This window comes from Bradyrhizobium elkanii USDA 76 (assembly GCF_023278185.1).
Taxonomy (GTDB): domain Bacteria; phylum Pseudomonadota; class Alphaproteobacteria; order Rhizobiales; family Xanthobacteraceae; genus Bradyrhizobium; species Bradyrhizobium elkanii.
Genome location: NZ_CP066356.1, coordinates 1957972 through 1984906 on the forward strand (window position 1 = coordinate 1957972; position 26935 = coordinate 1984906).

General features: G+C 59.6%; 22 protein-coding genes. 16 read left to right on the forward strand and 6 right to left on the reverse strand.

Features of this window, described 5'->3' with window-relative positions:
• Window positions 1-148: 148 nt before the first annotated feature.
• Entirely contained in the window at window positions 149-1366 is a 1218-nt protein-coding gene (locus tag JEY66_RS09525; RefSeq protein ID WP_240536865.1) for a glycosyltransferase family 4 protein, read from the forward strand.
• Here the strand turns inward: JEY66_RS09525 and JEY66_RS09530 are convergent.
• Window positions 1302-2579: an acyltransferase family protein gene (locus JEY66_RS09530; protein ID WP_016844233.1), complete on the reverse strand. Its 1278-nt coding sequence runs from the start codon at window positions 2577-2579 to the stop codon at window positions 1302-1304. The genes JEY66_RS09525 and JEY66_RS09530 overlap by 65 nt on opposite strands.
• The gene (locus JEY66_RS09535) at window positions 2576-3724 is read right to left on the reverse strand and encodes a polysaccharide biosynthesis/export family protein (RefSeq protein ID WP_307724573.1); all 1149 of its coding nucleotides are present in this window, start codon (window positions 3722-3724) and stop codon (window positions 2576-2578) included. Before JEY66_RS09535 ends, JEY66_RS09530 begins: the two co-directional genes overlap by 4 nt.
• Before the next feature lie 593 nt (window positions 3725-4317).
• On the opposite strand from JEY66_RS09535, the gene JEY66_RS09540 reads away from it, so the two are divergent.
• The 5 genes from JEY66_RS09540 to JEY66_RS09560 all read left to right on the forward strand — a co-directional run bounded on the left by JEY66_RS09540 (window position 4318) and on the right by JEY66_RS09560 (window position 11459).
• Window positions 4318-5694 carry an O-antigen ligase family protein gene (locus JEY66_RS09540; protein ID WP_063709272.1) on the forward strand — a complete coding sequence of 459 codons (1377 nt, stop codon included), beginning with the start codon at window positions 4318-4320 and terminating at the stop codon, window positions 5692-5694.
• A 44-nt stretch (window positions 5695-5738) separates the two neighbouring features.
• The gene (locus tag JEY66_RS09545; protein WP_240536866.1) at window positions 5739-7700 is read left to right on the forward strand and encodes a pectate lyase family protein; all 1962 of its coding nucleotides are present in this window, start codon (window positions 5739-5741) and stop codon (window positions 7698-7700) included.
• Window positions 7701-7946: 246 nt separating this feature from the next.
• Window positions 7947-8930 (forward strand): GNAT family N-acetyltransferase, encoded by a 984-nt coding sequence (locus JEY66_RS09550; RefSeq protein WP_244620865.1) that lies wholly within the window; start codon window positions 7947-7949, stop codon window positions 8928-8930.
• A gap of 121 nt (window positions 8931-9051) precedes the next feature.
• Entirely contained in the window at window positions 9052-10122 is a 1071-nt protein-coding gene (locus JEY66_RS09555) for an NAD-dependent epimerase/dehydratase family protein (RefSeq protein ID WP_016844238.1), read from the forward strand.
• Window positions 10123-10139: 17 nt separating this feature from the next.
• A complete protein-coding gene (locus tag JEY66_RS09560; protein WP_016844239.1) occupies window positions 10140-11459 on the forward strand; it encodes a DUF4910 domain-containing protein in 1320 nt (439 codons plus the stop codon).
• 4 nt (window positions 11460-11463) lie between these two features.
• Here JEY66_RS09560 and rfbC read toward each other — a convergent pair whose 3' ends face one another.
• Window positions 11464-11994 carry a dTDP-4-dehydrorhamnose 3,5-epimerase gene (gene rfbC, locus JEY66_RS09565; RefSeq protein WP_016844240.1) on the reverse strand — a complete coding sequence of 177 codons (531 nt, stop codon included), beginning with the start codon at window positions 11992-11994 and terminating at the stop codon, window positions 11464-11466.
• A gap of 208 nt (window positions 11995-12202) precedes the next feature.
• Here rfbC and JEY66_RS09570 point away from each other — a divergent pair, with 208 nt between their 5' ends.
• From JEY66_RS09570 to JEY66_RS09580, 3 genes are read left to right on the forward strand one after another with little or no spacing between them, the layout of a single operon-like run.
• On the forward strand, window positions 12203-13492 hold the full coding sequence (locus JEY66_RS09570) for a class I SAM-dependent methyltransferase (RefSeq protein WP_050994202.1): 1290 nt from the start codon (window positions 12203-12205) through the stop codon (window positions 13490-13492).
• A complete protein-coding gene (locus tag JEY66_RS09575; RefSeq protein ID WP_018273473.1) occupies window positions 13489-14283 on the forward strand; it encodes a glucose-1-phosphate cytidylyltransferase in 795 nt (264 codons plus the stop codon). The genes JEY66_RS09570 and JEY66_RS09575 overlap by 4 nt, the downstream gene beginning before the upstream one ends.
• A gap of 5 nt (window positions 14284-14288) precedes the next feature.
• Window positions 14289-14942 carry a PIG-L deacetylase family protein gene (locus JEY66_RS09580; RefSeq protein ID WP_018273472.1) on the forward strand — a complete coding sequence of 218 codons (654 nt, stop codon included), beginning with the start codon at window positions 14289-14291 and terminating at the stop codon, window positions 14940-14942.
• An 83-nt stretch (window positions 14943-15025) separates the two neighbouring features.
• On the opposite strand, the gene JEY66_RS09585 is transcribed toward JEY66_RS09580, so the two are convergent.
• Window positions 15026-15238: a hypothetical protein gene (locus JEY66_RS09585; RefSeq protein WP_129965243.1), complete on the reverse strand. Its 213-nt coding sequence runs from the start codon at window positions 15236-15238 to the stop codon at window positions 15026-15028.
• On the opposite strand from JEY66_RS09585, the gene JEY66_RS09590 reads away from it, so the two are divergent.
• From JEY66_RS09590 to JEY66_RS09600, 3 genes are read left to right on the forward strand one after another with little or no spacing between them, the layout of a single operon-like run.
• Window positions 15221-16063 carry a hypothetical protein gene (locus tag JEY66_RS09590; RefSeq protein WP_129965242.1) on the forward strand — a complete coding sequence of 281 codons (843 nt, stop codon included), beginning with the start codon at window positions 15221-15223 and terminating at the stop codon, window positions 16061-16063. The genes JEY66_RS09585 and JEY66_RS09590 overlap by 18 nt on opposite strands.
• Window positions 16026-17597 carry a lipopolysaccharide biosynthesis protein gene (locus JEY66_RS09595; RefSeq protein ID WP_210290998.1) on the forward strand — a complete coding sequence of 524 codons (1572 nt, stop codon included), beginning with the start codon at window positions 16026-16028 and terminating at the stop codon, window positions 17595-17597. The genes JEY66_RS09590 and JEY66_RS09595 overlap by 38 nt, the downstream gene beginning before the upstream one ends.
• A gap of 15 nt (window positions 17598-17612) precedes the next feature.
• A complete protein-coding gene (locus JEY66_RS09600) occupies window positions 17613-18101 on the forward strand; it encodes a hypothetical protein (protein ID WP_016844245.1) in 489 nt (162 codons plus the stop codon).
• 18 nt (window positions 18102-18119) lie between these two features.
• Here JEY66_RS09600 and JEY66_RS09605 read toward each other — a convergent pair whose 3' ends face one another.
• Together JEY66_RS09605 and JEY66_RS09610 are read right to left on the reverse strand one after the other, a co-directional pair.
• Window positions 18120-19676 carry a hypothetical protein gene (locus JEY66_RS09605; protein WP_125459100.1) on the reverse strand — a complete coding sequence of 519 codons (1557 nt, stop codon included), beginning with the start codon at window positions 19674-19676 and terminating at the stop codon, window positions 18120-18122.
• A 109-nt stretch (window positions 19677-19785) separates the two neighbouring features.
• Window positions 19786-20919: a glycosyltransferase family protein gene (locus JEY66_RS09610; protein ID WP_016844247.1), complete on the reverse strand. Its 1134-nt coding sequence runs from the start codon at window positions 20917-20919 to the stop codon at window positions 19786-19788.
• A gap of 589 nt (window positions 20920-21508) precedes the next feature.
• Between JEY66_RS09610 and wecB the strand changes: the two genes are divergently transcribed.
• Genes wecB through JEY66_RS09630 form a run of 4 tightly spaced genes read left to right on the forward strand, consistent with a single transcriptional unit; the run spans window position 21509 to window position 26922 of the window.
• Window positions 21509-22726 (forward strand): non-hydrolyzing UDP-N-acetylglucosamine 2-epimerase, encoded by a 1218-nt coding sequence (wecB, locus tag JEY66_RS09615; RefSeq protein WP_075968301.1) that lies wholly within the window; start codon window positions 21509-21511, stop codon window positions 22724-22726.
• 12 nt (window positions 22727-22738) lie between these two features.
• On the forward strand, window positions 22739-24946 hold the full coding sequence (locus tag JEY66_RS09620) for a GumC family protein (protein ID WP_016844249.1): 2208 nt from the start codon (window positions 22739-22741) through the stop codon (window positions 24944-24946).
• A gap of 4 nt (window positions 24947-24950) precedes the next feature.
• A complete protein-coding gene (locus tag JEY66_RS09625) occupies window positions 24951-25937 on the forward strand; it encodes a glycosyltransferase family A protein (RefSeq protein WP_016844250.1) in 987 nt (328 codons plus the stop codon).
• A 4-nt stretch (window positions 25938-25941) separates the two neighbouring features.
• A complete protein-coding gene (locus JEY66_RS09630; protein WP_016844251.1) occupies window positions 25942-26922 on the forward strand; it encodes a WecB/TagA/CpsF family glycosyltransferase in 981 nt (326 codons plus the stop codon).
• The last annotated feature ends 13 nt before the right edge of the window (window positions 26923-26935 follow it).

A 26935-nucleotide genomic window follows, 5' to 3' on the forward strand; every position in this document is an offset into this window, starting at 1 on the left:
CGAGCTATGTGAATGTGGGCCCCAGCGAGCATCTCAGCACCTGTCGATGTCGGCAGGCAGGTTTGGATCGATGCACTCAGACCGCCTAAATGTTCTCTTCGTGTCACAGATGCCTGCGAGCCCGCCGCGCATAGGCGCGCAGGCACGCATGCACGGCTTGATGACGGAGCTGGCTCGGCGCCATGACCTGACGGCAGCCATGCTCGTAGATGATGAGCACGACATCGAGGAATGCCGAACTGCCATGCAGGCCTACTGCCGCAAGGTGGTGCTCGTGCGTAACCCGTTTGGTCGCGATGGGATGCCGAAGCGCCTGCTTCAACTGCGCTCCCTGGTATCGCCCCTCAGCTTCGAGCGTTTGCGAATCACGGCAGACGTAGTGCGGCAGACGCTGGACGACTTGCTTGGGTCGACGCGCTTCGACGTGGTTAATCTCGAGTTCACGTTCCTTGGTCACTACGAGCTGCGCAAGGCGCCGGCAGGAGAGCAGCTTCCGGTATTGGTCGTGGATTCTCACAACATCGATTACGACCTTGCCCGCCAGTACGCCCAAAGCGGCGACAGCCTGCCTCGTCGCCTGTATTCCGAGGTCAATTGGCGCAAGCTTCGGAAGGAGGAACTCGGGACCTATCGTGACGCAGATGGCGTCTATCTGTGCAGCGTTGCTGACGAACGACGGCTGCTTGAAGAAGTGCCGGAAGCCAGGACCGCCGTCATCCCCAATGCCGCGGATATCGAGTTCTATCGCCCGCGTGCCGACGATCCGAGGCCCGACGGACGCACCGTCGTATTCTTTGGCCTCTTGTCGTATGCACCGAATGTCGACGGTGTCATCCACTTCGTCAACGATATATGGCCGCGGATCGCGGCCAACCATCCGGATGCGCGTTGCAAGATCATTGGCGGGTCGCCGCCACCTGCCTTGTTGGCGCTGGCGGGGCCCCGAATCGAGTTCACCGGGTTCGTGCCGGATCTGAGACCGCATCTTGCCGAGGCCGCAGTTGTCGTCGTCCCTCTGCGATTGGGAGGCGGGACACGGCTCAAGATTGTCGAGGCTATGGCGATGGGCAAGGCAATCGTCTCGACAACCCTGGGCGCCGAGGGCATCGAGGCCATGCCGGATCGCGACATCATGATCGCGGACGATGTCGAGAGCTTTGCCGCCCGTGTCAGCGGCTTGCTGGGTGATGCCGATCGCGCTGCGGATCTCGGACGTTCCGCAAGGCATTTGGCGGAAAGCAAGTATGCCTGGAGTTCAGCAGCTCGCGCTCTCGAGAGCTTCTACCGTACGAGACTCGCGATCAGTTGCGGTACGGATGGGAAGGTGCCAACGCGTCGCCAGCAGCAACGGGGCGTCGAGCGTTGAAGAACCGCTTCAGTTCCAGGAAGCGCTTTTCGACGAATTCATAGCTCAGATAGGCGATTAGCAGCGAGACGAGCGCGCCCGCTGTCGCCTGTATTGCCACGGCTGCGCTGTGTGAGCCAAGCCATCCGCCGAGTGTCAATTCGGTTCGATGAGTCACAAGATAGTACGATATGAAGTGATGGTAGACGTACAGGCCGTAGCTATAGGTCCCGAGAAACATCAGTGGTCGGCTGCAGAAAAGGCGCGATACCAAGGAACGCTTTGGGACAACAAGCACCCAGATGAGGAGACAAGCCAACAGCACGGTGATGATGGAAGACCGAACCGGAAGGACGAAAGCGTTACCTTGGTCCGTCACCAGGCGCGTCCAGACGAAAGTCAGGGAAAGCAAGGCAAATGCAGTGGTCGCAACGTAGGGAAGGGCGCCCACAAGTCGCTGAAGTCCGCCCGGTTGTCGGACGACCACGCCGAGGAATGCGCCGAGGGCCAGACCGTCCAGGCGAAACGGTGTCAACACATAGGTTGTCCACCAGCTAAGTCCGGCCAGGGAGCCGCCCAAGCGAGCGAGCATCGCAGCGACCGATAGGCCAAGGCTGACCGCAATCAACTTTCTCGGTTGCTTCGCGACCAGATATACGACGAGCGGCCAGAAGAAATAGAAATGCTCCTCGATGCAAAGCGACCAGAGATGCTCCAGATACGAGAATGACCAGTCACCGTTCCATGCGATGTAGATGTTGACCCCGTACAGCCAGGCCCAGGCCTGACGATCTATCAGATAGTCGAGGGTCGGACCACGCAGCGGGCCCAAAAGCGGAGCGACGAAGAAGACGAGCGCGAGTACGCCATAGTAGAGCGGAAAAATGCGCAGTACTCGCCGTATGTAGAAATTACGAAAGAAGCTGGGCTCCTCCCGTGAATCATAGAGGATGCCGGTGATGAGAAAGCCGGACAGGACGAAGAACAGCTCGACGCCATAGGAGCCGTAGTTGGTGATTCCGACGACGATTTTCTCGACAGCGTTGGTCGGTAACGTATTGCCGACGAAGTGCAGTAGCATCACCATCACGATGGCAAGTCCCCGCACTCCGTCGAGCGCAGGAATGTGTCCCTGAAAGCGGGGCCACCGATCGCGGGCAGTTACCTCGGCGGATTCGGTTGCCGGCAGCATACTTGCCGCGGCGGCCGATTCCGCCAGGCCAATTGTTGTCATCGGGACGACGTAACGATGGTTGTCGCGCCGGAGATGCTGCCGTTGGCGAGTCCCTTCAGCGTGTAGGCATCGATCCCAGCAACGATTGGATCGCTCACGGTGCCGATGATCATCCGAAGGTAAGTCATGAACTTGGTCGCTTCGACAGATGTTGCGTTGGACGCGAAGATGACATCTTTATTCCGCATCTCGAATTCTGTCGCGATGAAGTAGCCTCCGGGATCTCTCAAATCGAGAATATAGATAACGGGGACAAGGGGCCCGCTATAGCGAGTGCAGTCGACGCCGAGCTGCTTGGCAACTTCGCGTGGCTCCCCGCGGTAAATGAACACGGACCCAGGGTCGGCGTGATCATCCTTGAGGCCGCCCGCCTTCGCCATGGCCTCGGCTAGCGTCAGGCGCCAAGCCCCAAACGAGAACTGCCCCTGTTGCCCGGAGGCGCCCATCGCGAGGAAGGTCTGCGGCTGCGTGAACACATACACCGTATCTTGCGGGCGAACGAAGATGTTGTTTGCCGGTTGGCTGAGCAGCGATCCGAACGGTGCGGTACCCTGCCGGCCGTCGCGTTCGAGGGTCACCCAGGTATCGAAGCCGGGATTCTTGGGGCCGCCCGCGCGCGTGATGATGTCGAGCAGCCGCTCGCCGCTGGCGCTTGCAGGCAAGCGTGCAGGCGTTCCGACCTCGCCCAATACGCTAATGGACGTTGCCTTCTGGTCCACCAGCGCAACCACTGCCTGTGGTTCGATCGCGCGGTCCTGCAGGGACTTCACGATCGCATTCTGGACTTCCTCCGGCGTCCGGCCCGCAGCGCGGATCGAGCCACCATACGGAACCGTGATGTTGCCTTTGTAATTCACGGCCTGATTGGGCAACGTGACATAATTGCCCTGGCGCGTGCCGGCTTCGGTTGGAGTAAACAGGCCTCCGGCCATCGATTCAAACAGCGTCACGCTGACCGTGTCGCCGATGCCAAAGCGAATCTCGGGCGGGCCTCGGCGATCCGTGAAAACGCGGTCGATCCGCCTGGAGTTGCGCACCAGGACCCTCTCGGTGTCAGCCGTCAGGCGCACCAGAGCATAGTGCACGCTTTCAGGGTCGGATTGCCCGGCGCGGACATAGGAGCTTGCCGGTCCCGAGGTCGGCATGGTCGAGCAGCCAGCGAGCGCGATTGTCGCTGTGATGGCCAGGGCGCCCAATAGGCGGCCACTGAGACGCGAGGAATTGCCAGCCGAATGCACCGGCGCCACTTCACGAGGGGGCAGGCACGGCGTTCGTTGACTACTCTTGCCTGCACTTCTCGGCACGACTGAACCCTGGTTAACGAAGATTAACGAACGCAGTCTTGGTAAACGCCCGTCTCCTCTTCGCGCTTGCTTGCGCGCAGCTTACGATCGTCGCCGTTCGGCATCGACGGCCATGCTGCCGGACAAAGGCCTGGACGAAATTTACCCGATTAAACATGCGTTTACGCGACGTCCACAATTTCCCGAATATCAAGCGAGCAAGCGAAACAGCCCGCCCCTTGCGCCACGCTAGGGGACAAGCGTTAACGAAGCGTTCACTATAAAAATTCAGGAAGATTTGACATATCGTTGGTGCTCGGAGCCGTGCCTGAGTACGTGTTGGCGCCAATGCATTGAGAAGCTGATCGTATCGCTGCGCGGCCACGCGATCGGGCAAGGCAGGCGATTAACGGTCAGCGTGCTGCCTTCGCGACTGGAGCTGACGGGCACCGAGCATGTACGAAGCCGTATTGCGTTCTCAGCGACCAGGCTTGGCGGCTCCGTCCGGCCGGGTAATCGACAGATACGCGATCATTCCTCTGCTGGCCTGTGTCTACGCCACGATTGCGTTTCCCCTGATCCTCGTGACCTGTAGTCCAACGGACTCGGCTTGTCTTTTGGAAGCTCGACCCGAGAGCAAAATCTTTTGGCCGATCCTGTCCGCAGTGGCGCTCGTCATTGCGCTGCGCAATCGGTCGCGACTTCGCTTTCCGCCGATCCTGATCATACTGTTTGCCTATCTTGCGCTGGCGGGTGCGAGTGTTGCCTGGGCATTCAAGCCGGAGGCTTCGGGGATCAGGTTTGCGCAGCAGGCCATGATCATTGCCTCGATCGCGCTCCCGGCGATCGTTGCAAGTCGATCGACCGACCTGCTGCGGGGCTTGTTCTGGTGCTTCTTTATCGCTGCCGTGCTGAACATGCTGTTCGTCATGGGCCGGCCACCGATCGATGTGAAGTTCGCCACATGGGGCTACCCGGGCTATTTCTCGGGCAAGAACTATCTAGGTGAATGCGCTGCGGTTGCTTTCCTGCTTGCGCTCCATGAACTGCTTCATCCCGGACGGCGACGGATTCTCGGCGTTATTACCGCGCTCATGTCTGTTGCGCTGCTGCTGCTGAGCAATTCAAAGACGGCGCTTGCTCTTGCGCTGCTTGTCCCGGCGTTCGCCTGGACCTTGCTCAAGCTTTCCAGGGCTACCCGCGTTCCGGTGTGGGTGATTGTCGTGTCGATACCGATCTGCTGGATGGTTTTTTCGTCCGTCACCGGCTTCAGCATGAATCGCGTATCGTACATGCTGTACGGCGATTCGACTTTCACGGGCCGTACCATCATTTGGGATTTTGCAAATATGCAAATCGCCAAGAAGCCGCTGCTGGGCTGGGGTTATCAGTCGTTCTGGTTGGTTGGACCCGACGCACCGAGCATCGTGGAAGCGCCCGGTTGGGTAAAGGACATGCCCAACGCCCACAATGGGTATGAAGACACATTGCTTGAACTAGGCTATGCGGGATTTTTCCTGCTTGTCGCGTTCATCCTTGCGACGATACACGGCATCGGTCGCCTGGCGCGTTTTGATCTTTCGCGGGCATGGATCCTGCTGTCGATCGTTCTCTACGTTGCCATTACGAACGGTCTCGAGAGCACGTGGATGCGCGGCTTCGAAATGCTGTGGGTCGTGTTCGTCATAGCCGCGGTTGAAGCTGCCAGATATTGGGGGCAGGCGCGTCCCGCGGCCAACCCGGCGATAGCCAGGCGTCCAGCAATGCGGCGCATACACGGACCGCGGTTCAGGCCGCCGTCCACTCCCGTCAACGTCGTGAGGTCACGCTAGCAAGCGCGAAGCCTGTCGGTTCGGCGCTGCGAGTCAGAGGATGCATGTTCAACCGGAAGGTCATCGTGACGCGGCGCAACCCTTTTCACCAGACGCTGCGAACGGCCCTGCGACGGCCTTGGCGATGCCTGGCTGCAACGATGATCTTCGTTGCATGCTCGAGCCATTCGTCCGCATTTGCTCTCGACTCGATGGAAATACTGCCCTCAGATCGCGCGACGACCTGGCAACCCGGCCTGAGGGCCGAGGGTGGGATACCCATCCGAAAAACCATCTGCGCGACGCTGTCGCCTCGTGGCGGCACACTCGATGACGCTGCGGCAATCCAGGGCGCAATCAACGCGTGTCCGGTAGGGCAGGTCGTGCAACTGGCGGCGGGACGGTTTCTGATAAATGGCGGCAATTTCCTGCTGCTCAACAAGGCAATCACGCTGCGCGGCTCCGGTCCGGGCCGGACGATGCTCGAAAAGCAAGATGGCGCGAAACCTTTCAATGACGCAGTCGGCGCCAAGCCGTCTCCGCTGGTCGTGGTGGGACCGGCGCTCTTTTCCAGCACGAGCGATACGGTCAATGCCGTGCGATCGGCGAACCTTCGCAATGATGCAATCAAGGGCGACAAAACGGTCGAGGTCGACGACGCTGCGGGCTTTGTGCCTGGACAGATCGTGCTGCTCGACGAGGCGTCGGCCGCTGATTGGCGTGTCGACCCGCAGGGGCGAGGGGAGATCTGGGCGTCGGAAGATTTCAGAGTTGTCTGGCAAAAGCACAAACCTGCAATTCAGTATGTCGATGACTTTGCACCCGATGCGTTTCCGTCGACGCCGCAAAGCGCTGGATCGTGGTTTGGGAGACCTGATCGGCCCGTCGCCGAGGTCAAGGAGATCAGTGCCGTCTCCGGTTCCAGGATTACCTTCACGACTCCAATTCACATCAGCTATCGGAAAGCGAACGCAGCTCAACTGTCACGGTTCGCGCAGCCGCATGTGAAACACGCGGGCGTCGAAGATCTGGCGCTCAAGGGGGGCGACGCGGGCAATCTTCGCTTCAATTGGGCCGCTTCTTCGTGGGCGAAGAACGTCGACAATTCGGTTTGGCACGGCGAAGGCTTTGCAATTCACAGCTCCTTCCGGGTCGAACTGCGCGAGTTCTACGTGCACGACGCGGCCTGGGCTCAACCCGGCGGAGGTGGATATGCCATCAGTCTTTCCGCCGGATCGTCGGAAGTTCTGATCGAGAATGGAATCGCCGTGAGGGCCAACAAGCTGGTGGTGGCGCGTTCCGCCGGGGCCGGTTCGGTGGTCGGCTACAACTACATGGATATGGGCTACATCAATACGAATGGAGCCTGGATCGAAACCGGGCTCAACGCCAGCCACATGGTGGGCGCCCATCACGTTTTGTTCGAGGGCAACTACGCCCAAAACGCCGACAGCGACGACACTCACGGCAACAGCATCTACCACACGTTTTTCCGCAACTATCTACGTGGCGTCCGGGCGACGTTCGACAATCAGGCTGGCGGGACGATCGATGATCTGTCGCAGCTCCGCAATGGGCCGCGGCGCGCCGCCGGCCTGATGGCGTATTCCTACTGGATGTCTTTCATAGGAAATGTGCTCGGGATTCCCGGTCAGATGAGCGGCTGGTCGTACGAAACTCGGTTTACCGACGCAAAGCCCGGCGTCTGGATGCTCGGCTGGGACGCTGTGAAGCCATATCCGACGGACGCAAAGGTTGCGGCGTCCACGATTCGATATGGCAATTTTGATTACCTCACCAACAAAACGCATTGGGATTCCGGAAGCGGCGATCGCGCCTTGCCTGCTTCCATGTACCTCGCAGGCCGTCCCGCGTTCTTCGACGCCGGGCGCGGATACGATTGGCCTTGGGTGGATCCGCTCGGAGAGACGAAGCTTCATGTGCTTCCGGCCAAGGCGCGCTATGACGCCGGCACGCCGTTCGTGCAGCCGAATTTGGATGGATCGGCGCGCAAAAGTCCGCAGTGAATATGTATCGCGTGACAATGATTAAACATGTTTCGAACGGGCGCATCATTGCGTCAATGCGTCACCTGACTGGCGACGAGCTCAGAGGTTAACTAGGCCAGCGCCCCGATTTAAATGCAGCAGACGTCGTTAACTACAATAGAAGCTAGGGCCTTCTGATCCGCGCGGACGTTGGGCATTTCTGCACGTTTTGGTTTAATCAGATTGCCATTTCGCTATCCGGTTAGTCTCCGGAAGAGGAATTTGATGCGCAAATCGGTCTTTCACGAGGATTGGTGGCTGGATGCGCTGGCTCCCGGTAGCTGGCGCGAAGTCACTTGTTCGCGTGGCGGGCGCGTCGTGGGTTCTCTCCGGTTCGTCACGCGTACTGAAGGCGGGATGAGCATCTGCGAGATGCCTCAAATCACGCGCTTTCTCGGACCGACAGTCACGCTGCAGTCCGGCAAGACGGAAGCGCGCATGCGGTTGGCGCATGCGGTCATCACTGACCTGCTCAAGCAGGTCGCGGATTTCGATCACGTCGAGATGACGCTCGATACCGGGTTCAGTGATGTGGCCGCGTTCCTCGCGTGCGGCTACGAGGTGCGGGCGCATCCGACTTTCATGCTGAAATGCACGAGCCCCCGAGACGAGCTCTGGTCGGGATTGCGCGACAAGACGAAGAACGTGATACGACGCGCACGGGAACGGCTCGCCATTCGCGAAGTCACGTCCGCAAAATACTTCGTGAAGTATTACCAGGCCAACCTGGAGGGCGCGAAGTCGTATTTCGACCTCTCGCGATTGGAAGCTGTCTATGCCGCCGCGAGCGAGCGACAGCAATGCAAGATCCTGGCGGCGGTGGACTCGAACAACAACGTTCACGCCCAGGTATTCTTCGTCTGGGACCACAAGTTCGTGCACTATTTCCTGTCGTCGCGGGACAGGAGCATTGCGCATCCAGGCTCGGTAAGTCTGCTCCTCTGGAGTGGCATCGAGCTGGCGCACGAGCGGGGCCTTCATTTCGATTTCGATGGCGGAATCGAAAACGAGGCGCGATACAAGTTCGTTGTGGCGTTCGGCGGAGAACTGGCCAATCGCTTCGACGTCAGCCGTTCCACCATTCGTTACCGGCTTCACCGGCAACTACGCAGAGTTCCCCAAGCGCTGCTGCGGCGTCTCTCGGCTGGCGCCGCTGCCAGCGACGTCAACGATCATGGCGTGCGGCTCAACCATTTCCCGTCGTCTTGAGCGGATCGCTCCTGCAATTTCGATGCACGCCATTAACTAAGGTTTTACAAACACGTGCATCAACGAGCGATTTTGAAATAAGTAAGGGGGATAGAAACACAATAAATTTGGAGGCGTTAAGATGCGCGTTCTCGTGAGCGGACATCTCGGCTACATCGGAACAGTGCTTACCCCGATGCTAGGGCGTGCCGGGCACGAAGTCGTGGGCCTCGACAGCGATCTGTACTCTCGCTGCACATTTGCAGAAGGCGGGTCGATCGTGGATGTGCCGGCCATCCGCAAGGACACGCGAGACGTCGAACTTTCGGACCTGAAGGGTTTCGACGCGGTCCTGCATTTTGCTGCGCTGTCGAACGATCCGCTCGGCAATCTGAGGCCTGGCCTTACCGATCAGATCAATCATGTAGCCAGCGTGCGCCTCGCGCAACTGGCCAAGCAAGCCGGTGTGCGACGGTTCGTGTTTGCGTCCTCCTGCAGCAACTACGGCAAGGCGGGCGACGGGATGATCGACGAAACCGGAGCGCTCAACCCGGTGACGGCCTACGGCGAATCCAAGGTACAGTCGGAGCGCGATATCGCCAGCCTCTCCGGTGACGGATTTTGCCCGGTCTACCTGCGGCCCGCAACGGCCTACGGCGTATCTCCCCGGCTCCGATTCGATGTCGTGCTGAACAATCTCGTTGCCTGGGCGGTGACAACGCGAAAGATCCTCTTGAAGTCGGACGGCACGCCGTGGCGGCCCATCGTCCACATCGAGGACATCTCCCGCGCCTTTATCGCGGCAATGGAAGCTCCCGAGGCGGCGGTGTTCAATGAGGCCTTCAACGTCGGCCAGACGGCGCACAACTACCAGATCCGTGATCTCGCGAAGATCGTCGCCGATGTCGTCCCTGGCTGTCAGATCGAATTTGCCGATGGCGCCGGTCCCGACACCCGGTCCTATCGCGTGAGCTTCGAGAAGATCCGAACCCGGCTGCCGGAGTTCAAGCCGCAATGGGATGCGAAGATGGGGGCGGAGCAGCTCTATCAGGCCTACCGGGCCTCGGGCATCACGCTCGAAGAGTTCGAAGGTCCCAGGTATCAGCGCATCAGCCACGTCAACAAGTTGCTGGCGGACGGTGCGCTCGATGCGGATCTCCGCCATGTAGAGTCGAGGCAGAGTGTCGGGCAATCGGCTCTCGTCGCGAACTAATACACGCGCCGATCGATTTGACACACCAGGAGGACGGCGTGTCGGCGGCAGACGATGGCACGAGTTCAGGCGCAAAGATCTTTGCGCTTGCGCAAAGGATCTACCCGATCTGCCGCAGCATCACCGGTAACGGTGTGCGGCAGACCCTTCGGGAGATCGGCGCGCACATCCCCCTTGATGTCCACGAGGTGCCGACCGGTACACCCGTTCTCGACTGGGTCGTGCCGCGTGAGTGGAACATCCGGGACGCGTACATCAAGGACCCGCGGGGCCGGAAGGTCGTCGATCTCAACGAATCGAACCTGCATGTGATGAGCTACAGCGTGCCGGTGTGTCGCACCATGTCGCTGGACGAGCTTAAGTCCCACATCTTCACATTGCCCGATCAGCCGGACCTGATCCCGTACCGAACGTCTTACTACCAGGAAAACTGGGCTTTCTGCATGGCCCACCGACAGTTGGAGCAACTGCGGGACAATACCTACGAGGTCGTGATCGACTCGACCCTCGCCGACGGGCATTTGACCTATGGTGAGTATTTTCACCTGGGAGAGTCGGACGACGAGGTGCTTCTATCGGCGCATGTTTGCCATCCCTCGCTTGCCAATGACAACTGTTCGGGCCTGGCCTTGCTTGCGGAGCTTGCAAGCCGCATCTCCCAGATGCGAACGCGATACAGCTATCGGTTTCTCTTTGCGCCAGGAACGATTGGCGCGATCACCTGGCTTGCCCGCAACGAGCATCGTGTGTCTCGCATCAAGCATGGCCTCGTGGTATCAATGGTCGGAGACGGCGCTGGTCCGACATACAAGAAGAGCAGGCAGGGCGATGCCGAAATCGACCGTGCAATGATGCACACGCTGCAGCATTGCAAGCTGACGCCGACGATATTGGAGTTTTCGCCCTACGGCTATGATGAGCGGCAATACTGTTCGCCGGGGTTCAACCTGCCGGTGGGATTGTTTCAGCGCAGCCGCTTCGGTGCTATCTCCCAGTATCACACCTCGGCCGACGACCTGAGCTTCATTCGGCCGGAGCACCTCGGGGACTCCTTCCGCATCATTTCCGAAGTCATCGACCTGCTCGAAGGCAACCGCAGCTACTATAACACGTCGCCGAGGGGCGAACCGCAGCTGGGTAGACGCGGACTCTATGGTGCGATCGGCGGCGACAAGGACGCCGCCGCAGCCAACATGGCGATGCTGTGGATTCTAAATCTGTCCGATGGACACCATTCGCTGCTTGATATCGCCAGGCGTGCCGACCTGCCGTTCCCGATCATTCTGAAGACGGCAAAGGTGCTCGAGCGCCACGAGTTGCTCGCGCCTGTGTGGTAAGCGATCACGCACCCTGAAGCGGCCAGTTCAGGTCTTTATCGGAGATCGTGCTGACGGCCAGAGGCCAGCTGATGCCGAACATCGGATCGTCGTATCGGACGCCGTTAGCAGCCGAAGGCTCGTAGAATTCCGAAATCAGGTAATTGACCTGAACGTTGTCGCTCAAGGTCTGAAAGCCGTGTGCAAACCCCTTGGGGATGTAGAGCTGCGAACCGTTCTCCGCTGAAAGCTCGAAGCCGCGCCATTGACGAAAGGTCGGCGAGTTCGCACGCAGATCGACGATGACGTCCCAAATCGATCCGTTCAAGCAGCGCACGAGTTTAACTTCGCCGTGCGGCTCATTCTGGAAGTGCATTCCGCGCAATGTCGCCCTGCGCGAGGAACTCGAGATGCTGTGCTGGGGAAATCTGGTCACGAGCCCGTGTGCGCGAAACTCGTCTTCGCAGAACGTGCGCGCGAAAAAGCCACGCTCATCGTGCGCAGCTTCGATTTTGACGAGCCACGCTCCGTCAAGTCCTGTTGCTTCAAAGCGCATGGGACGTATCCACTCCCGACCGAGAGGCCAATTGTCGACGACCAGTTCTATACAATTTTACTAAAATTTTCAGCATCTGCGTGGTTTACCTTGTTGCTCGATATCGCTTCATATTGTTCGCTTTCATACGATAAAATTCGATCTAACAAGCCCGATTTAAGCGCCGGCAATCCTATATTCGGCAATCTTATATTCATGGTACGGCCCAATGAACGCTCACTCGAGATTCGAATCGATTCGATCGAAATCCTCTCACGGTAACTGCCGGCTGTGCGGCGCGACGTTGAAATCGACGTTTGTCGATTTGGGAATGTCGCCTCTCTGCGAAAGTTTTCTCACGGCCGACCAGATCGACGCCATGGAGCCGTACTATCCGCTGCACACCGTGGTTTGCGAGTCCTGCTTCCTGGTGCAACTCCAGGAATACGTCAAACCGGAGCATATCTTCACCGAGTATGCCTACTTCTCGTCTTACTCGACGTCGTGGGTGGAACATGCGCGGCGCTACTGTGAGATGATCAAGGCCAGGCTGAGCCTTGGTGCCGAGAGCCGCGTCTACGAGGTCGCAAGCAACGACGGCTACCTGTTGCAGCACTTCCTGCCGCTCGGGGTGCCGGTCACGGGAATCGAGCCGGCGGCCAACGTAGCCGAAGTTGCTAGGCAGAAGAACGTCCCGACAATGGTCGAGTTCTTCGGCCTGGAGCTGGCGCAGAAGCTGGTGTCGGATGGCAAGCGCGCCGATCTGATTATCGGCAACAACGTGCTGGCACAGGTTCCGGATCTAAACGATTTCACCGCCGGAATGGCCTGCCTGCTCGCGCCGCAAGGCGTGATTACGCTCGAATTCCCGCATCTTGAGCGGCTCATCGACGAAAATCAGTTTGATACGATTTACCACGAGCATTTCTCCTATTTCTCGCTGGTGACGATCGATCGTCTGGCGCGGCGGCACGATCTGAAGGTTTTCGACGTCGAGCAGATCCCAACGCATGGCGGCTCGCTTCGCGTCTATCTATGCCGCGCCGACGCGACTTACGCCGTCTCCGCCGCGGTGACCGCACTGCTGGCGCATGAGCGTCGGGTCGGCCTGGAAGATATAGGTCAGTACGAGCAGTTTACATCGCGGGTTCATCGCACCAAGCGCGAACTGCTATCGTTCTTGATCGCGAGCAAGAACAAGGGGGCGCGGATCTGCGGCTATGGCGCTCCCGGCAAAGGCAACACGTTGCTCAACTACTGCGGCATCGGTACCGACTTCCTCGACTTCACCGTGGACCGCAACCCCTACAAGCACGGCCGCTATACGCCGGGAATGCACATTCCGATCCTCGCGGTCGAAGCCATCGACGAGGTCCGTCCCGACTACCTGTTCATCCTTCCCTGGAATTTGAAGAGGGAAATCGTCGCGCAAATGCGGCATGTCGCGGACTGGGGCTGCAAGTTCATCGTTCCGATTCCTAACGTCGAAATCATTGATCCGCGTGAGGTTGCGCCATGAAGGTTGTCCTTTTTTGCGGCGGTCTCGGTACGCGGATCCGCGAGTACTCGGAGAGCATACCGAAGCCGATGGTCCCGATCGGCCATCAGCCGATCCTTTGGCATGTGATGCAGTATTACAGCCAATACGATCACAATGATTTCGTATTGTGCCTTGGCTACAAGGCGAACGTGATCAAGGATTACTTCCTCAATTATCGCGCGACTGCGAACAGCGACTGCGTGATTTCGGAGTACGGCAAAAAGGTCGAGCTGATCGGCGAACATCAGCCGGACTGGCGGGTTTCGCTGGTGGATACGGGGACATGGCGCAACATCGGGCAGCGTTTGCTGGCCGTCCGCCATCTCGTCAAGGACGAGGAGATGTTCTTTGCGAACTACAGCGACGGGCTGACCGACGCGCCACTGCCTGACATGATCCAGAAGTTCAAGGAAAGCGGAAAGATCGGTTGCTTTGTGGCGATTCATCCGCCGATCAGCTTCCACCTTGCCGAGTTTGATGCCCAAGGGTCGGTGCAGCGGATTCGCTCCAGCCAGGAGTCCGAGATCTGGATTAACGGCGGCTATTTCATCTTCCGTAACGAAATCTTCGACTACATCAAGGAGGGAGAAGAGCTCGTCCAGGAACCGTTCAACCGTCTGATCGAGGGCGGTCACCTCATGGCCTATCGCTACGAGGGTTTTTGGCGCGCCATGGATACCTTGCGCGACAGACAAGTGTTGGAGGACATGGTGGAGCGCGGCGACACGCCGTGGCGGCTGAATCACTCGTCGGTAGCCAGCGCGGCGTAACCGGAATGAGAGCATTGCAGCTTGCCAGGCCCGGAGACCAGCTGTCGATGCTGTGCCTTGGCGCCCATTCGGATGATATCGAAATCGGCGCGGGAGCGACGCTGCTGGGGCTGATCGAGCGCGGTATCAAACTGGACGTGCATTGGTGCGTTCTAAGCGGTGGCGCCATACGGGAGGCTGAGGCCAGAGCATCGGCGGCCGACTTCTTGTGCGAGGCTGCATCCGCGAATGTCGAGGTGCTGTCGTTTCCCGATGGATTCTTCCCGGAAAGGGGAGAAGCCATCAAGGAATGGTTTGAATCGCTGAAGCGGCGGGTCGAGCCCGACGTCATTCTGACGCATCGCAGGGATGATGCCCATCAGGACCATCGCCAGGTCTGCCGCCTGACCTGGAACACGTTTCGTGATCATCAGATTCTGGAATATGAGATTCCGAAGTGGGATGGCGACTTCGGTCAACCCAACGTTTACATGCCGGTATCGGCGGCGGCGCTCGATCGTAAGATTGAACTCCTGCTCAAGCATTTCGGGACGCAGCGATCCAAGCAGTGGTTCGATGCAGACACCTTTCGCGGCCTCGCACGGATTCGGGGCATGGAGTGCAGGGCTACGGAACGCTTCGCCGAGGCATTTTTCGGGCGAAAGTTGACACTGATCTGACGATGGTTGCGCGGACGTCACGCAGCCGGTGAAGTTCTGATTGCAGGATTTATCTCAAGGCGCATGATATGAGCATGTTATTCTCAAGTATCTTTCGCGCTGGTGACCTGGTGGAGGTCAGAAGCAAGGAGGAGATCCTCGCGACGCTGGATGCCAACGGCCGCCTGGAGGAAATGCCCTTCATGCCCGAGATGCTGAAGCATTGCGGCAAGACGCTTCGCGTCGGCAAGCGAGCTCACAAGACCTGCGATCCCGCGCTCGGTATCGGCGGGCGCAAGATGCTGAACACGGTCCATCTCGAGAACATCCGCTGCAACGGCGCGGCTCATGACGGCTGCGAGGCGGCCTGTCTGATATTCTGGAAGGACGCCTGGTTGAAGCCGGCGGGCGAGAAAGGGCCGTCGCCAAATGGCTCGGGCAAGCCGTCCAGGTCTGGCGGCTGCAGCGAGGAAACGCTGTGGAGCACGATCAAGCATCCGCCGAAGGTGGGCGAAACCGAGCCGACCTACGTTTGCCAGAACACACAGGTAAAATTCGCCACGCAACCCCTGAAGTGGTGGGATCCGCGTCAGTATGTCGAGGACTACACTTCGGGTAACGTTCGGCTGCAGGATCTCGTCGCCGGATTGACGTTCTCGGTCTGGCGTACGGTCACCGAAGCGGGGCTGGGCATCGGCACCGCGATGCGCTGGATCTACGACACATTCCAGCGCATGAGAGGTGGCGTGCCTTATCCAATCAGGCCCTTCGGCGTGCCGGAGGGGAGCAAGGTCCCGCAGTCCCGGCTTGATCTGCAGGTGGGCGACGTCGTGCGCGTCAAGCCGTATAAGGACATCCTCGAAACACTGGACTGCAACTACCGCAACCGCGGCCTGTATTTCGATCCGGAGATGGTGCCGTTCACCGAACGCGAGTACGAGGTCGAGAGGCGTCAAAAGCAGATCATCGACGAAGGTTCGTGCAAGATGGTCCGTTTCAAGACGGACGCGATCATCCTGAAGGATGTCGTGTGTGAGGCGCGCTATGCGATCTGCCGCCGCTTCTGCCCGCGCGCCATCTATCCCTATTGGCGGGAAATCTGGCTTGAGCGGGCACCTCAAGGCCAGAATCCAGCGAATTGAACGGGAACGACCCGTGCATCGGAACGAACGCACCGATCAGTATTTTGCGGACAACAAGCCATATTCTGGCCTTGGCCGCAGGTCGCTGCACAGCGGCGTGGCGTTCATTGCTGCGCGCGGACTGAATATCTTCGTTCAGTTGGCCTCCACGATCGTACTGGCGCGACTGCTCGGGCCGCACGATTTCGGGTTGGTGGCCATGATGCTGGCCCTGATCGGCTTCGCGCCCCTTTTCGTCGATCTCGGGATGAGCGAGGCCTCCGCCCAGCGGAGCAGCATCTCGCGCGCCGAGGTCAGCACGTTGTTCTGGCTGAATGTTCTGATCGGCGTCGTGCTGGCTGTCGTGCTGGCTGCGTCTGGTCGGTGGATAGCGCGTGCCTTCGGCGAGCCATCGCTCGCGGGCATGGCGTTGGCATTATCGGTGACCTTCCTGATGATGGCCTTGTCGACGCAACACTATGCGCTGATGCGTCGGGCAATGCAGTTTCGCCGCATCGCGATGATCGACATATCGGCGAACATCATCGGAAGCGCTGCAAGCGTTGGACTGGCGCTTTCGGGCTGGGGCTACTGGGCGCTGATCGCCAAGCCGATCATAACGTCGGCTTTGACCGTCGTCGGAGCCTGGACCGCCTGTCGATGGATACCGGGCAGGCCCAGGCTCACGCCTATGGTCAAGGAACTGCTGCGGTTCGGGCTGGGAGTCACCGGCTTCACCATGACGGATTACTTCGCTCGTTCGGCGGACAGAATCGCGATGGGGTATTTCCTCGGTGCAGGGCCGCTTGGCTATTTTCAGAACGCCTTCACGATCTACAACAACCTGCTGTCGATTCTCAGTGAGCCGTTGCATAACATCGCGGTTTCGGGACTGAGTAAGCTCCAGCACAGTGCGGCCGAACTGAAGCGCTCCTGGGAAGGCGCGCTGTCATTGCTTTGCTACTTTTCGGGGCCTGCCTTTGCGGCCCTTGCCGTGAGCGCTCATGACATCGTGATCGTACTTCTCGGAGAGAAATGGTCTCCCGCGGGCCCCTTGCTCTGCATCCTCGCCATTCGCGGCATTGCCGACTGCATCGAGCGAACTCTCGGCTGGGTGCATGTCGCGGTCGGGCGTCCCGATCGGTGGATGCGATGGGGCATCTTCAGTGCAATCTGCCAATTGGTTGCGCTTGCAGCCGGACTGCCGTTCGGCGTGGTCGGCGTGACGATCGCCTACACAGTCACGATGTTTGTGCTGTTCGTTCCTGCGCTCGTCTACGCCGGCAGGCCTGTCGGGATCAGCGTCGGGGACGTCCTGCGCGCCACAGCGCCGCAGACCATTGCCGCGCTGGTCGCCGTAGCGGTCGCGTTCTCGATACAGGAGGCATTCCTGCAGGAATTGCCGCGGTTGCTGCGAATTCCCGTCGCGAGCGTGATCTGTGTGACGGCCTACCTGACTGTCGTGGTCGGGGTCTTCAGGATCACGCGGCCACTGCAACTCGCGTGGTCCTTGCTGCGCGATTTCGGCATTGTACGACTGCAAGTCAACTCCTGATCCTGGATCACGCCCATGACCTCCTTTGAGCGCTTCCTGATTAACTTGGACACGTGGCCCGCAGGGGCATTCCTGAGGATCGCCCTCGGCCTTTGCATTCTGCCGGTGTTCCGACTGCTGTCAGGCGGCGACGATCGTATCGTGGTCGCGTTGACGATGTTTCTCGCCCTGCTGCTCGCGCTTCGCCTTGTGCCGGCCGTGTGCCGACGTGTTCTTCCGTTTTCGCGCGAAGCGAAAGATCTGTGGTTCAAGCGTCGCAATCTTGGCAAGAGGTACGACTCCTACCAGTGGCAAAAGCTCTTCTGGATGGGGCTGGGCATGCTGCCCTACGCGCTGATCTCTGGAGGATTGGGGCGCGGGGAAATTGTGCTGCTTGCGATCTGTACGATCGGCGGCGGAGCAGGGCTGCTGCTTTGGCGTAGGACCGGCCAGCTCAGCGTCGGTGCCGCCACTGCGAAAGCGACGAAGTTGCCGCCGGCCGCGGTCGCGTCGACGCCGCCCTAGGACCGGGCCGCCCGTACATTACGGGAGGTTGCGGCACTCGGTGAACCTGTCGCCGTCCGGCGTTTCCGCCCTCTCGAGGCAATGGGCCTTATCGGTAACCTTGCCGGCTACGACAAAGTCGTAGGCTTGGTTTTTGAAGACCAGCACGTAACGGCCAGGTGAGAGGACGAGATCGGGGTTCACTGGCTGCAGCTCGACCATCTCGCGGCTTTCAGGGACCGGCGCTACGGTCAGGTCGACGGAAACGGACCGGATCGCCCAGGCATCGTTGGCCATAGCGACCGCCGGTGACGACGGTGTTCGTGCCACCTGGGCGAGAATGCGCAATTGTGCGTTGTCGGGCGCGCTTGTCATAAGCTCGCGCTGATACGCGACAAACGAAAGCGGGCCGTGCGGCACCACAACGGTGCGCGGCTTGGTGGTCAATACCGACACGGCGATCCGGCTGTCGGGAAGGCGGATGTTCATCGGCTCGAGCCGGATCATCCGCCCGTTGCTTGACGCAAAAATCCCATACGTCGTCGGCAGTGAACGTGCGGGTGGTGCGCTTGCGGCTGCTTCGATCGGAGCACGATGTACGAACGTGGCAATTGCCGGTTTCAGCTTGCGTCTGCCTTGCGGCGGCGACTGAACGGGCGTCGCGTTCGAATGGCTGACAACCTGGGGTGTTGTATTGAACAGGGATGCAACGTTGCCCCGCATGAGCATTCCGGTCCCAATCGCAAGCAGAACCGTTGCTGGAGCGAGGAACCATACAAAGTTGCGCACTTTCCATTCGCTGGTGACGGAACGTCGGTCTCGCGGCGAGCTCTGAAGTTCTTCGGCGATCAGCTTCTCGATGAGTATCGTCTGCTGTTCCTGCACCGCGACGCTCGCCTCGGCAGTGCTGGTGTGCACGGGCGGTTGCCGCGGCGGCGGCACTGCTGGACCGGTTGACACCGGCGGCACCGAGTTCGGATCTGGGTCTCCGGCCGGACTAAATCCCTCTCCTTCATCTGCCTCAGGCGTGTACGAGGTTACGGCTGTGCGGGCATACGAGCCCGGTGGCGCTGGCTGCGTGCGGCTCTCGCATTCCTCCGCTGAAGCATCGTTTGGATCGGCCGCAGGGGAGACGGACCCGTCATCCGGTCCGGCATCAGGCCGAGCCACGTTCGTCCGGCGTCCGATGTCCTCCGCGGCCTCATTCAGGCGCCGACTGACCTCATCCTGCGGGAGTACAATCGGTTGCAGGGGATGTTCCAGGTCAAGGAGCGGATGAGCTTCATTGGTCGGCCCACCGTTCGGCAAGCTCGGATCGTCGCCAATGATCGTCGGTTGCTTGTCGGTCGGACTGTCTGGCGGCCCGGCGGGATCGCGCTCTGGATTTACGGGCTCGCGCAGGCGGGCTTCGACGAACTGCGTCCAGGCGCCACGCCGTCGCAGAGGTGCGGCAAGCCTGTCTGCCTGACGTGGCAAAGGCGGCGCATTCAGGATGGCCGCCTGAGCCGAGGGGAGCTGACTGGAGCGCTTCATGCCTGGATACGCAGCTTGACGTTTGTCCGCCGTTGCGGACGTTCGCGACACCGTGGCGATCATATGAAAAGGATCGCCAACCTGCCGGGATGTAGCAGCCGCCGCTTAACAGGCCGTTAACCATAAACCGGCGGAAACGCCGCATTGCTCCGCACCACGCGAGGTGACGATTTCAGGCAGCCGCTGGCAGCTCAAAGGATCCGGCGATCTGGCGCAGACGGTCGGCTCGTGCGCGCATTTGATCGGTATGAACAATACCGAGGATGTCGAATACCGCCTGTATGCGGTAGAGCCAATCGTGCCTCAGTGCGGCTTCCCGGACGTTTGCGCTCTGAACCGCTCGCAGTCGCGCCGGCTCTGCGTTCAGCGCTTCGAGGATCTGGCAAATGTCGGGCGAATCGAAGGGTACATGAATGACGGCGTCGGGCCAGTCGAACTGCCGTGCAAACTCTTCGGTGCGCGGCGCTTCTCCAACCATCACCGCCCCGGCTGCAGCACCTTCATAATAGCGAGCGGAAATCTCGTCTCGGCCGGCCGTGAATTCCGGGTTGTTGACGTGACTGCGATTGGCGATGAAATAGCGGCTGCGCTGTAGGATATTCGCAATCATGATGCGGTGCTCTTCCGGATTGTCGACCCGGAACGTCCTTTCCTTTCGGTTCGAACCGCTCGCCGCCACGGTGTCGTAGTAGTAGAAGAAGCGCTCTCTCTCGGCGCCGGCCAGCAACGCGGCGTGGGTCGTCGCCGAACGACGCCCGATGTTGCACACGGCGATCGATCGCTGCTGCTCGGGTTTCGGCGCGAACCGCTCCACGTCGACCGCCAGCGGCAGATAGCTGCACGGTCGACCTGCTATTCGCGCGATCTGCGGTGCGCAGTGATGCAGGCCGACAAATATATGATCAAATCCGGATAGGAGCTCGACCAGATACTCCGGGATGTCATCTGCCCAGACTTCAGTGATGAAGCATGCTGCCTTGCGACACCGCTTGCGCCAGTCGGGAATCGCCGTGAGCGCGTGCAGTTGATACGCATTGCTGAAGATCGGAAAGAACAGTTCATAATCGCGTTGCAGCGGCAGCTGCGGCGGGGAGGGTGCCAGCACACCTGCCAGTTTGGTCGATCCTGATGCAAGGCGCGTCCACTTGTAGACACGTCGAGAGAACTCCAGTGCAGCGCGATCTTGAACATCGAACCGATCGGCGCGCGTCATCGCCGCCAAATTGTCCTCGAACTCATAGCTGAGGCAAAATGCGACAAGATCGGAAATCCGACGCTGCGAGAGGAGTAGAACCTTGCCTTCCACGAGGCGTTGTCTCCGACCTATCAAATGCCGGAAAGTGCCGGCCGCACGACTTCCGGAAGCCCTCGACCAGGAGCGAGTTGCGCGCTGATCGTTGTCAAGAACAGCGCCAATCAACGCAAGTCCACATACGCTATTTAATCTTGTTTTGTCCAAATTTTACCGAAATTGGATAATGCGTGCCTGTCATTGGAGTTCGTTGCGCGTGTAACTGCATTCTCGCCGAGCTGTTGCGAATGAAGGCGCGAGGATGCGCCGACGATGATTGCGAACGGTACAGCGAATGCGCGTTAACCTGGAGAAGTTAAATCTGGAACTCGCTGGCGGCAGCGAAGAACGTCAGCGGACAACGACTGAGTGCGCGTTAACCCGAAAAAGTTAAATCTGGAACCGCCTGATAACAACTGGCATCGATGATGCGCAACGCCCTCCGCGGCAACTCCGACAATTAGCTATAAATTTCATTTAACGTGCGCCGAGCCAACGTTGGCGATGAACGCGCCGGGAAAATCCGGTAGCGTGCCGCATCATTTCGATACGGCAAGAATATTCAACACGGCAAAATTATTGAACACAGGCGGCGTCGGGCTTCATGCGTATTCTTAGCGTATTTGGTACTCGTCCAGAGGCGATCAAAATGGCACCGCTTGTGCTGGCGCTGGGCGAAGCAGAGGGAATCGATTCGCGTGTCTGCGTGACGGGCCAGCATCGTCAGATGCTCGACGATGTGATGTCGGCCTTCTCGTTGAGAGCGGACTACGACCTGAACATCATGCGACCCAACCAGTCGTTGAGCGAAGTGTTCAGCGCGGTTATGACCGGAATCGATCCGATCATCGCCGACTACAACCCGGACTACGTTCTTGTACAGGGCGACACCGCAACCAGTACGGCGGCTGCACTTGCCGCGTTCTTCCGGTCGGTTAGTGTCGGGCATGTCGAGGCGGGATTGCGAACCGGCAATCTCATGAGTCCATGGCCGGAGGAGGCCAATCGGCGGGTTACTGCGGTCGTTACGACGAGGCATTATGCACCGACGTCGCGTGCGCGTTCAGCCCTGCTGAAGGAAGGGTATCCGTCAGACGCCGTCATTGTCACCGGCAATACCGTGATCGACGGGCTGCTTCGTATGGCCGCAAATATCGCTCAACCGGGCGAGCTTCGCCGGTCGCTCGAGGTGAAATACTCATGGCTCGACACTTCGAAGCGACTTGTTCTCGTGACCGGACACCGGCGCGAGAGCTTTGGATCCGGGTTCCGGCAAATTTGCGAGGCATTGAAGACAATCGGCAGGCGGGACGACATTCAGATCGTGTATCCCGTTCATCTGAATCCGAACGTACGCGGGCCGGTATTCGATCATCTACGCGATGCGCCCAATGTCTTCCTGATCGAGCCCCTGAACTATCCCGAGTTCGTCTACCTGATGACGCGCTCGTATCTCATCCTTACCGATTCCGGTGGAATTCAGGAGGAGGCACCGGCGCTTCGCAAGCCCGTGCTCGTCATGCGAGATACCAGCGAGCGCATGGAGGCCGTTGACGCCGGCGTAGCTCGCCTGGTCACCACCGACCCGGCTCGTATCGTCGCGGGCGTCGAACGCCTGCTCGATGTGCCAGCGGAGCACGAAGCCATGTCTCTCGGTGCCAATCCATTCGGTGACGGACGTGCCAGCAAACTCATCGTGCATGATCTTCTGAATGTCCGTCGGCCGCAACGTCCAACTGATCACATCACGAGCGCCAATCTTTTGCCGACTCCCGAGATGCATTCGCGGCCGTCACCACCGCTCTCCCAACCGGCGTACTGATCAAACGAAGCCATGGACACCAGAACCAATCAATTGGTCATTCAGGAATACGGCCAGCCGCTTGCGGAAGACTACGGTCCGCCAGCGGCGGCCCGGCCGACGTTCGGCTTGTGGGACATCATTGACGTTCTGCGCCGCGAATGGCGGTTACCCGTTATCGGACTGTTGATTGGGCTGGCGGCTGCTGTGGCTTCCGTTGTGGTCATGAAGGCGCCCTACAAGAGCAGTGCACGCATCCTCATCGATCGTAGTCTCAATCGTTATCTGCAGACCAACAAGATCGTGGATCAACCGACGATGGACGAAGTGGAGGTCGGCAGTCAGCTTTACGTACTCTCATCCGACAGGGTAATGCTGCCGGTCATTCGTTCGCTGAATCTGACCAGTGATAGCGAGTTTGCCGGCCGATCTGCGCTTGCGAGCGCCACGGACGGGAGCGCCAGCACGGCGGCAGCCACAGCTGCGGCTGAACGAGCTGCTCTCGAAGCTCTGTTGAAGCGCGTAACAATTGCGCGAGAGGATGTCGCCAACGTTATCAATGTGACGGTCGAGTCGCAGAGTGCGGAGAAGGCTGCGAAGATCGCCAACGGCATCGTGGATAGCTATCTCGCGTCCCTGCAGGACACAAAATTGAGGTCGACGCAGAAGGTGAGCGGATGGCTGCAGGAGCGGCTCATTGAGCTGAAGAAGCAGGTAGCCGACGCGGACAAGGCGCTGCAGGACTTCAAGACGGCTAACAACCTCAGCAGCACTGGCGCGCAGGATACCGAGCTCCTGGCAAGTCTGAATACCCAGCTGATGAACGCCAAGTTCGCGGCAGTCGAGGCAAAGGAGCGCCTCGACCGTATCAAGCGGACAGAGGCAAACGGGATTCCGTCAGCCGTGTCGACGGATGCGCTATTCAACGACAAGCGGGCGGCAGTCATCAACTTCGCGCTCAATAACAGCGAACTTGCACGTCTCCGCACGCAAAAGCGCGACCTTGCGTCTCGCCTTGCGGAAATGGAAGCTCGCGTCGGTCGCAAGCACGCGGCTGTCGTCAAGCTTCGTGCGCAACTCAACAGCATTGACGCCGCCATTCGGTCCGACGAGGGTCGCATTACCGATTCCTACGCCAGCGAGTACGAAGTCGCCAAGGCACGGCAGACCGAACTCGAAGACACGGCCGCAAAGCTTTCCGCGGAAACCGGAAGCCGGCTGCGCGAACTCGAGAGCGCCGCCGAGGCGCTGCGCAATCTTTATAGCGGATTCTTGCAAAAGCATAAGGAGATCGAGGCGGCACAGGCGGAGACGCTTCCGGCCCAGAGTGCGCAGATCATCACAAGAGCAGTTCCGCCGCTGACAAAGAGTTCCAAGAAGACCCTCATCGTGGCGGCAGGCAGCATTTTTCTTGGCCTGTTTCTCGGCATAGGCTCTGCCTTCGGACGTGAATGGATGGCGGACGTGTTCCGGACGCCCAAGGCCGTCGAACAGGTGACCGAAACACGGTGCATCGGACTGCCCTTCGTCTACGCTGGTCAATTGCCAATCGAGGAGCATGTCCTTGCTGCCCCCTTCTCGCGCTTCGCGGAAGGCCTTCGCAATGTGAAGGCGATGCTCGACCGTTCGTCCGCCTCGACCGGGGGCAAGGTCATCGGCGTCGTGTCGGCGGTTTCGAAAGAGGGAAAGACTGTCGTTGCCGCCAACCTTGCCGCGCTCATATTGTCGTCCTCTGGATCGCGCACGCTGTTGATCGATGCCGACCTTCATCTCCGGAATCTCACGACTGCGCTTTCCCCGGATGCGAAGGTCGGGCTTTTCGACGCGCTAGAAGATCCCTCTCGTCTTGACGAGTTTGTTTGCAAGCGGCCGCATTCGGGGCTGGATGTCCTGCCAAATGCGTGCACGGTCAGGATTCCAAACGCCGCGGAGCTCCTGGGCTCGCAGGAAATGGAAAACCTGCTGGCCGTTGCACGGAAATCCTATGACTACATCGTGGTGGAGGTGGCGCCGATCATGTCGGTGGTCGACGCAAGGCTGATCGAGCGCTTCATCGATGAGTTCGTGTTCGTTGTGGAATGCGGTCAGACCAAGCGTACGAGTGTGCTCGAAGCGTTGTCGGTAACGCAGCTCATCCGTGAGCGCGTGTCGACCATCGTGCTCAACCAGATTGACCCTCTTGAGCTCAGAACCATCGAGGCAAGAAACGGGGTCAGGTCCGAAGGATATTACCGGGAGTAGGGCTGTGGACGAGCTTAACAGTGCTTCAGGGTCTCCGCGCAACGCGGCGCCGCGCAGCTATGTGCTGATTTCGCCCTGCCGCGATGAGGGAGCCTATCTCCGCCGCACGCTCGACAGCGTGGCTGCACAGTCGGTGCCGCCAGCACTGTGGATCGTCGTTGACGATGGATCCACCGACGAGACGCCGCAGATCCTGGAAGAGTATGCGGCGCGGTTGCCTTATCTGCGTGTCGTGCGCCGCCAGGATCGAGGCCACCGGCGGGTGGGGCCCGGCGTGATTGAGGCGTTTTACGATGGTCTCGATCAAGTGTCCCTCGGCGACTTCGGCTATTTGTGCAAGCTTGATATGGATCTCGACCTGCCGCCTCGGTACTTCGAACTGCTGATGCAGCGAATGGAGGGCAATCCACGTATCGGGACGACCTCCGGCAAACCCTGGTTCGTTCATCCCCAAACCGGCGATCTCGTGCCCGAGGTCTGCGGCGATGAAATGTCGGTTGGAATGACGAAATTCTATCGCGTTGCGTGCTTCGAGCAGATCGGGGGATTCGTGCGACAGGTCATGTGGGATGGCATCGATTGCCACCGCGCCAGAATGCTGGGCTGGATCGCCGAGAGCGTCGATTCAGAACCAATCCGGTTCGTCCACCTTCGTCCACAAGGGGCCAGCCAGAACAGTATCTGGGCAGGCAGAATTCGCGCTGGCTTTGGTCAGTATTTCATGGGCACCTCGCCGTTTTACTATCTGGCGGTGGCGGCTTCCCGTCTTCGCGCGCATCCAATGTTCATCGGAAGCGTCGCGATGCTTTGGGGATACTTCAGCAGCTGGGCAAAGGGGTTGCCGCGCTACAATGACCCCGAGTTCAGACGTTTTCTTCGTACGTATCAGCACGCATGCCTGAGACTGGGTAAACGAGCTGCCACAGCTCGCCTGGACGCCGAGCAAGTGGCTCGGTGGCAAGCCAACCGGCAATCGCCGCAGGGAAGTTGAGCAGATGACGGAACACGTAAGCCTATTGGGCGTCGAATTTGATGCGGTTACCCTCGATCAGGCGGCGCAGCGCTGTGTCGATATCTGTCGCCGCTCGAACAATTCCCACGTGGTGATGACGATCAATGCGTCGCATCTCTGCATGATGCGGCGAGACGTGGAGTTGGCGCACGCATGTTCCGCGGCCGATATGACGGTCGCGGACGGTATGCCGGTGGTTTGGGCAATACGGGCGTCAGGTCAACACATGCCGGAGCGCGTGGCCGGCATCGATCTGATGGAAGGACTGTTAAGGGCTGCCGCATCCAACGGACTTTGTGTCTATTTTCTAGGGGCGCATCAGGACGTCGTCGAAAAGCTCGTGCGGGTCTGCGAGGCGCGCTTTCCGCAACTGAAGATCGCTGGTTTCCGGAACGGCTACTTCGGTCCGGACGAGCATGACGTTATCGTCGATGAGATACGAGCCAGCGGCGCCCACATTCTCTTTATCGGCTTGCCGTCCCCGTTCAAGGAGGTGTGGAGCGAGCGCTATCGGGATCGGCTGCAAGTTCCCGTCATCCTGGGGGTGGGTGGCAGCTTCGACGTCTTGGCCGGCTTCATCAAGCGCGCTCCTCGGCTATTCCAATCGCTCGGTCTCGAGTGGTTCTGGCGGCTGATGATGGAGCCGCGCAAATTATGGCGGCGATATCTTTCCACCAACAGCGAGTTCATCTGGCTGGCGCTCCGCGAAGTGGTGGCGCGTCGGGCCTATGCTGTCCGCCGGGAGAGTGCTCTCGCCGGATCGGCAAACGCTGTGCGGAGAGACAACCGAATAGTGGTTTCGGAACGCAGGGTGGCTGATCGGAGAATTCTTGTCAGGCGAAGGAGCAACGTGCGGAATCCACAAGCTCCGATACCCGATCGCCGGCGCAGCATAGAGCGACGTGTCTCAGAGCGTCGGGCACGGACAGTTAGTGCTCTCAAGGGTATCGAGGTGAGCGCCTGACGTATCGGCTGAC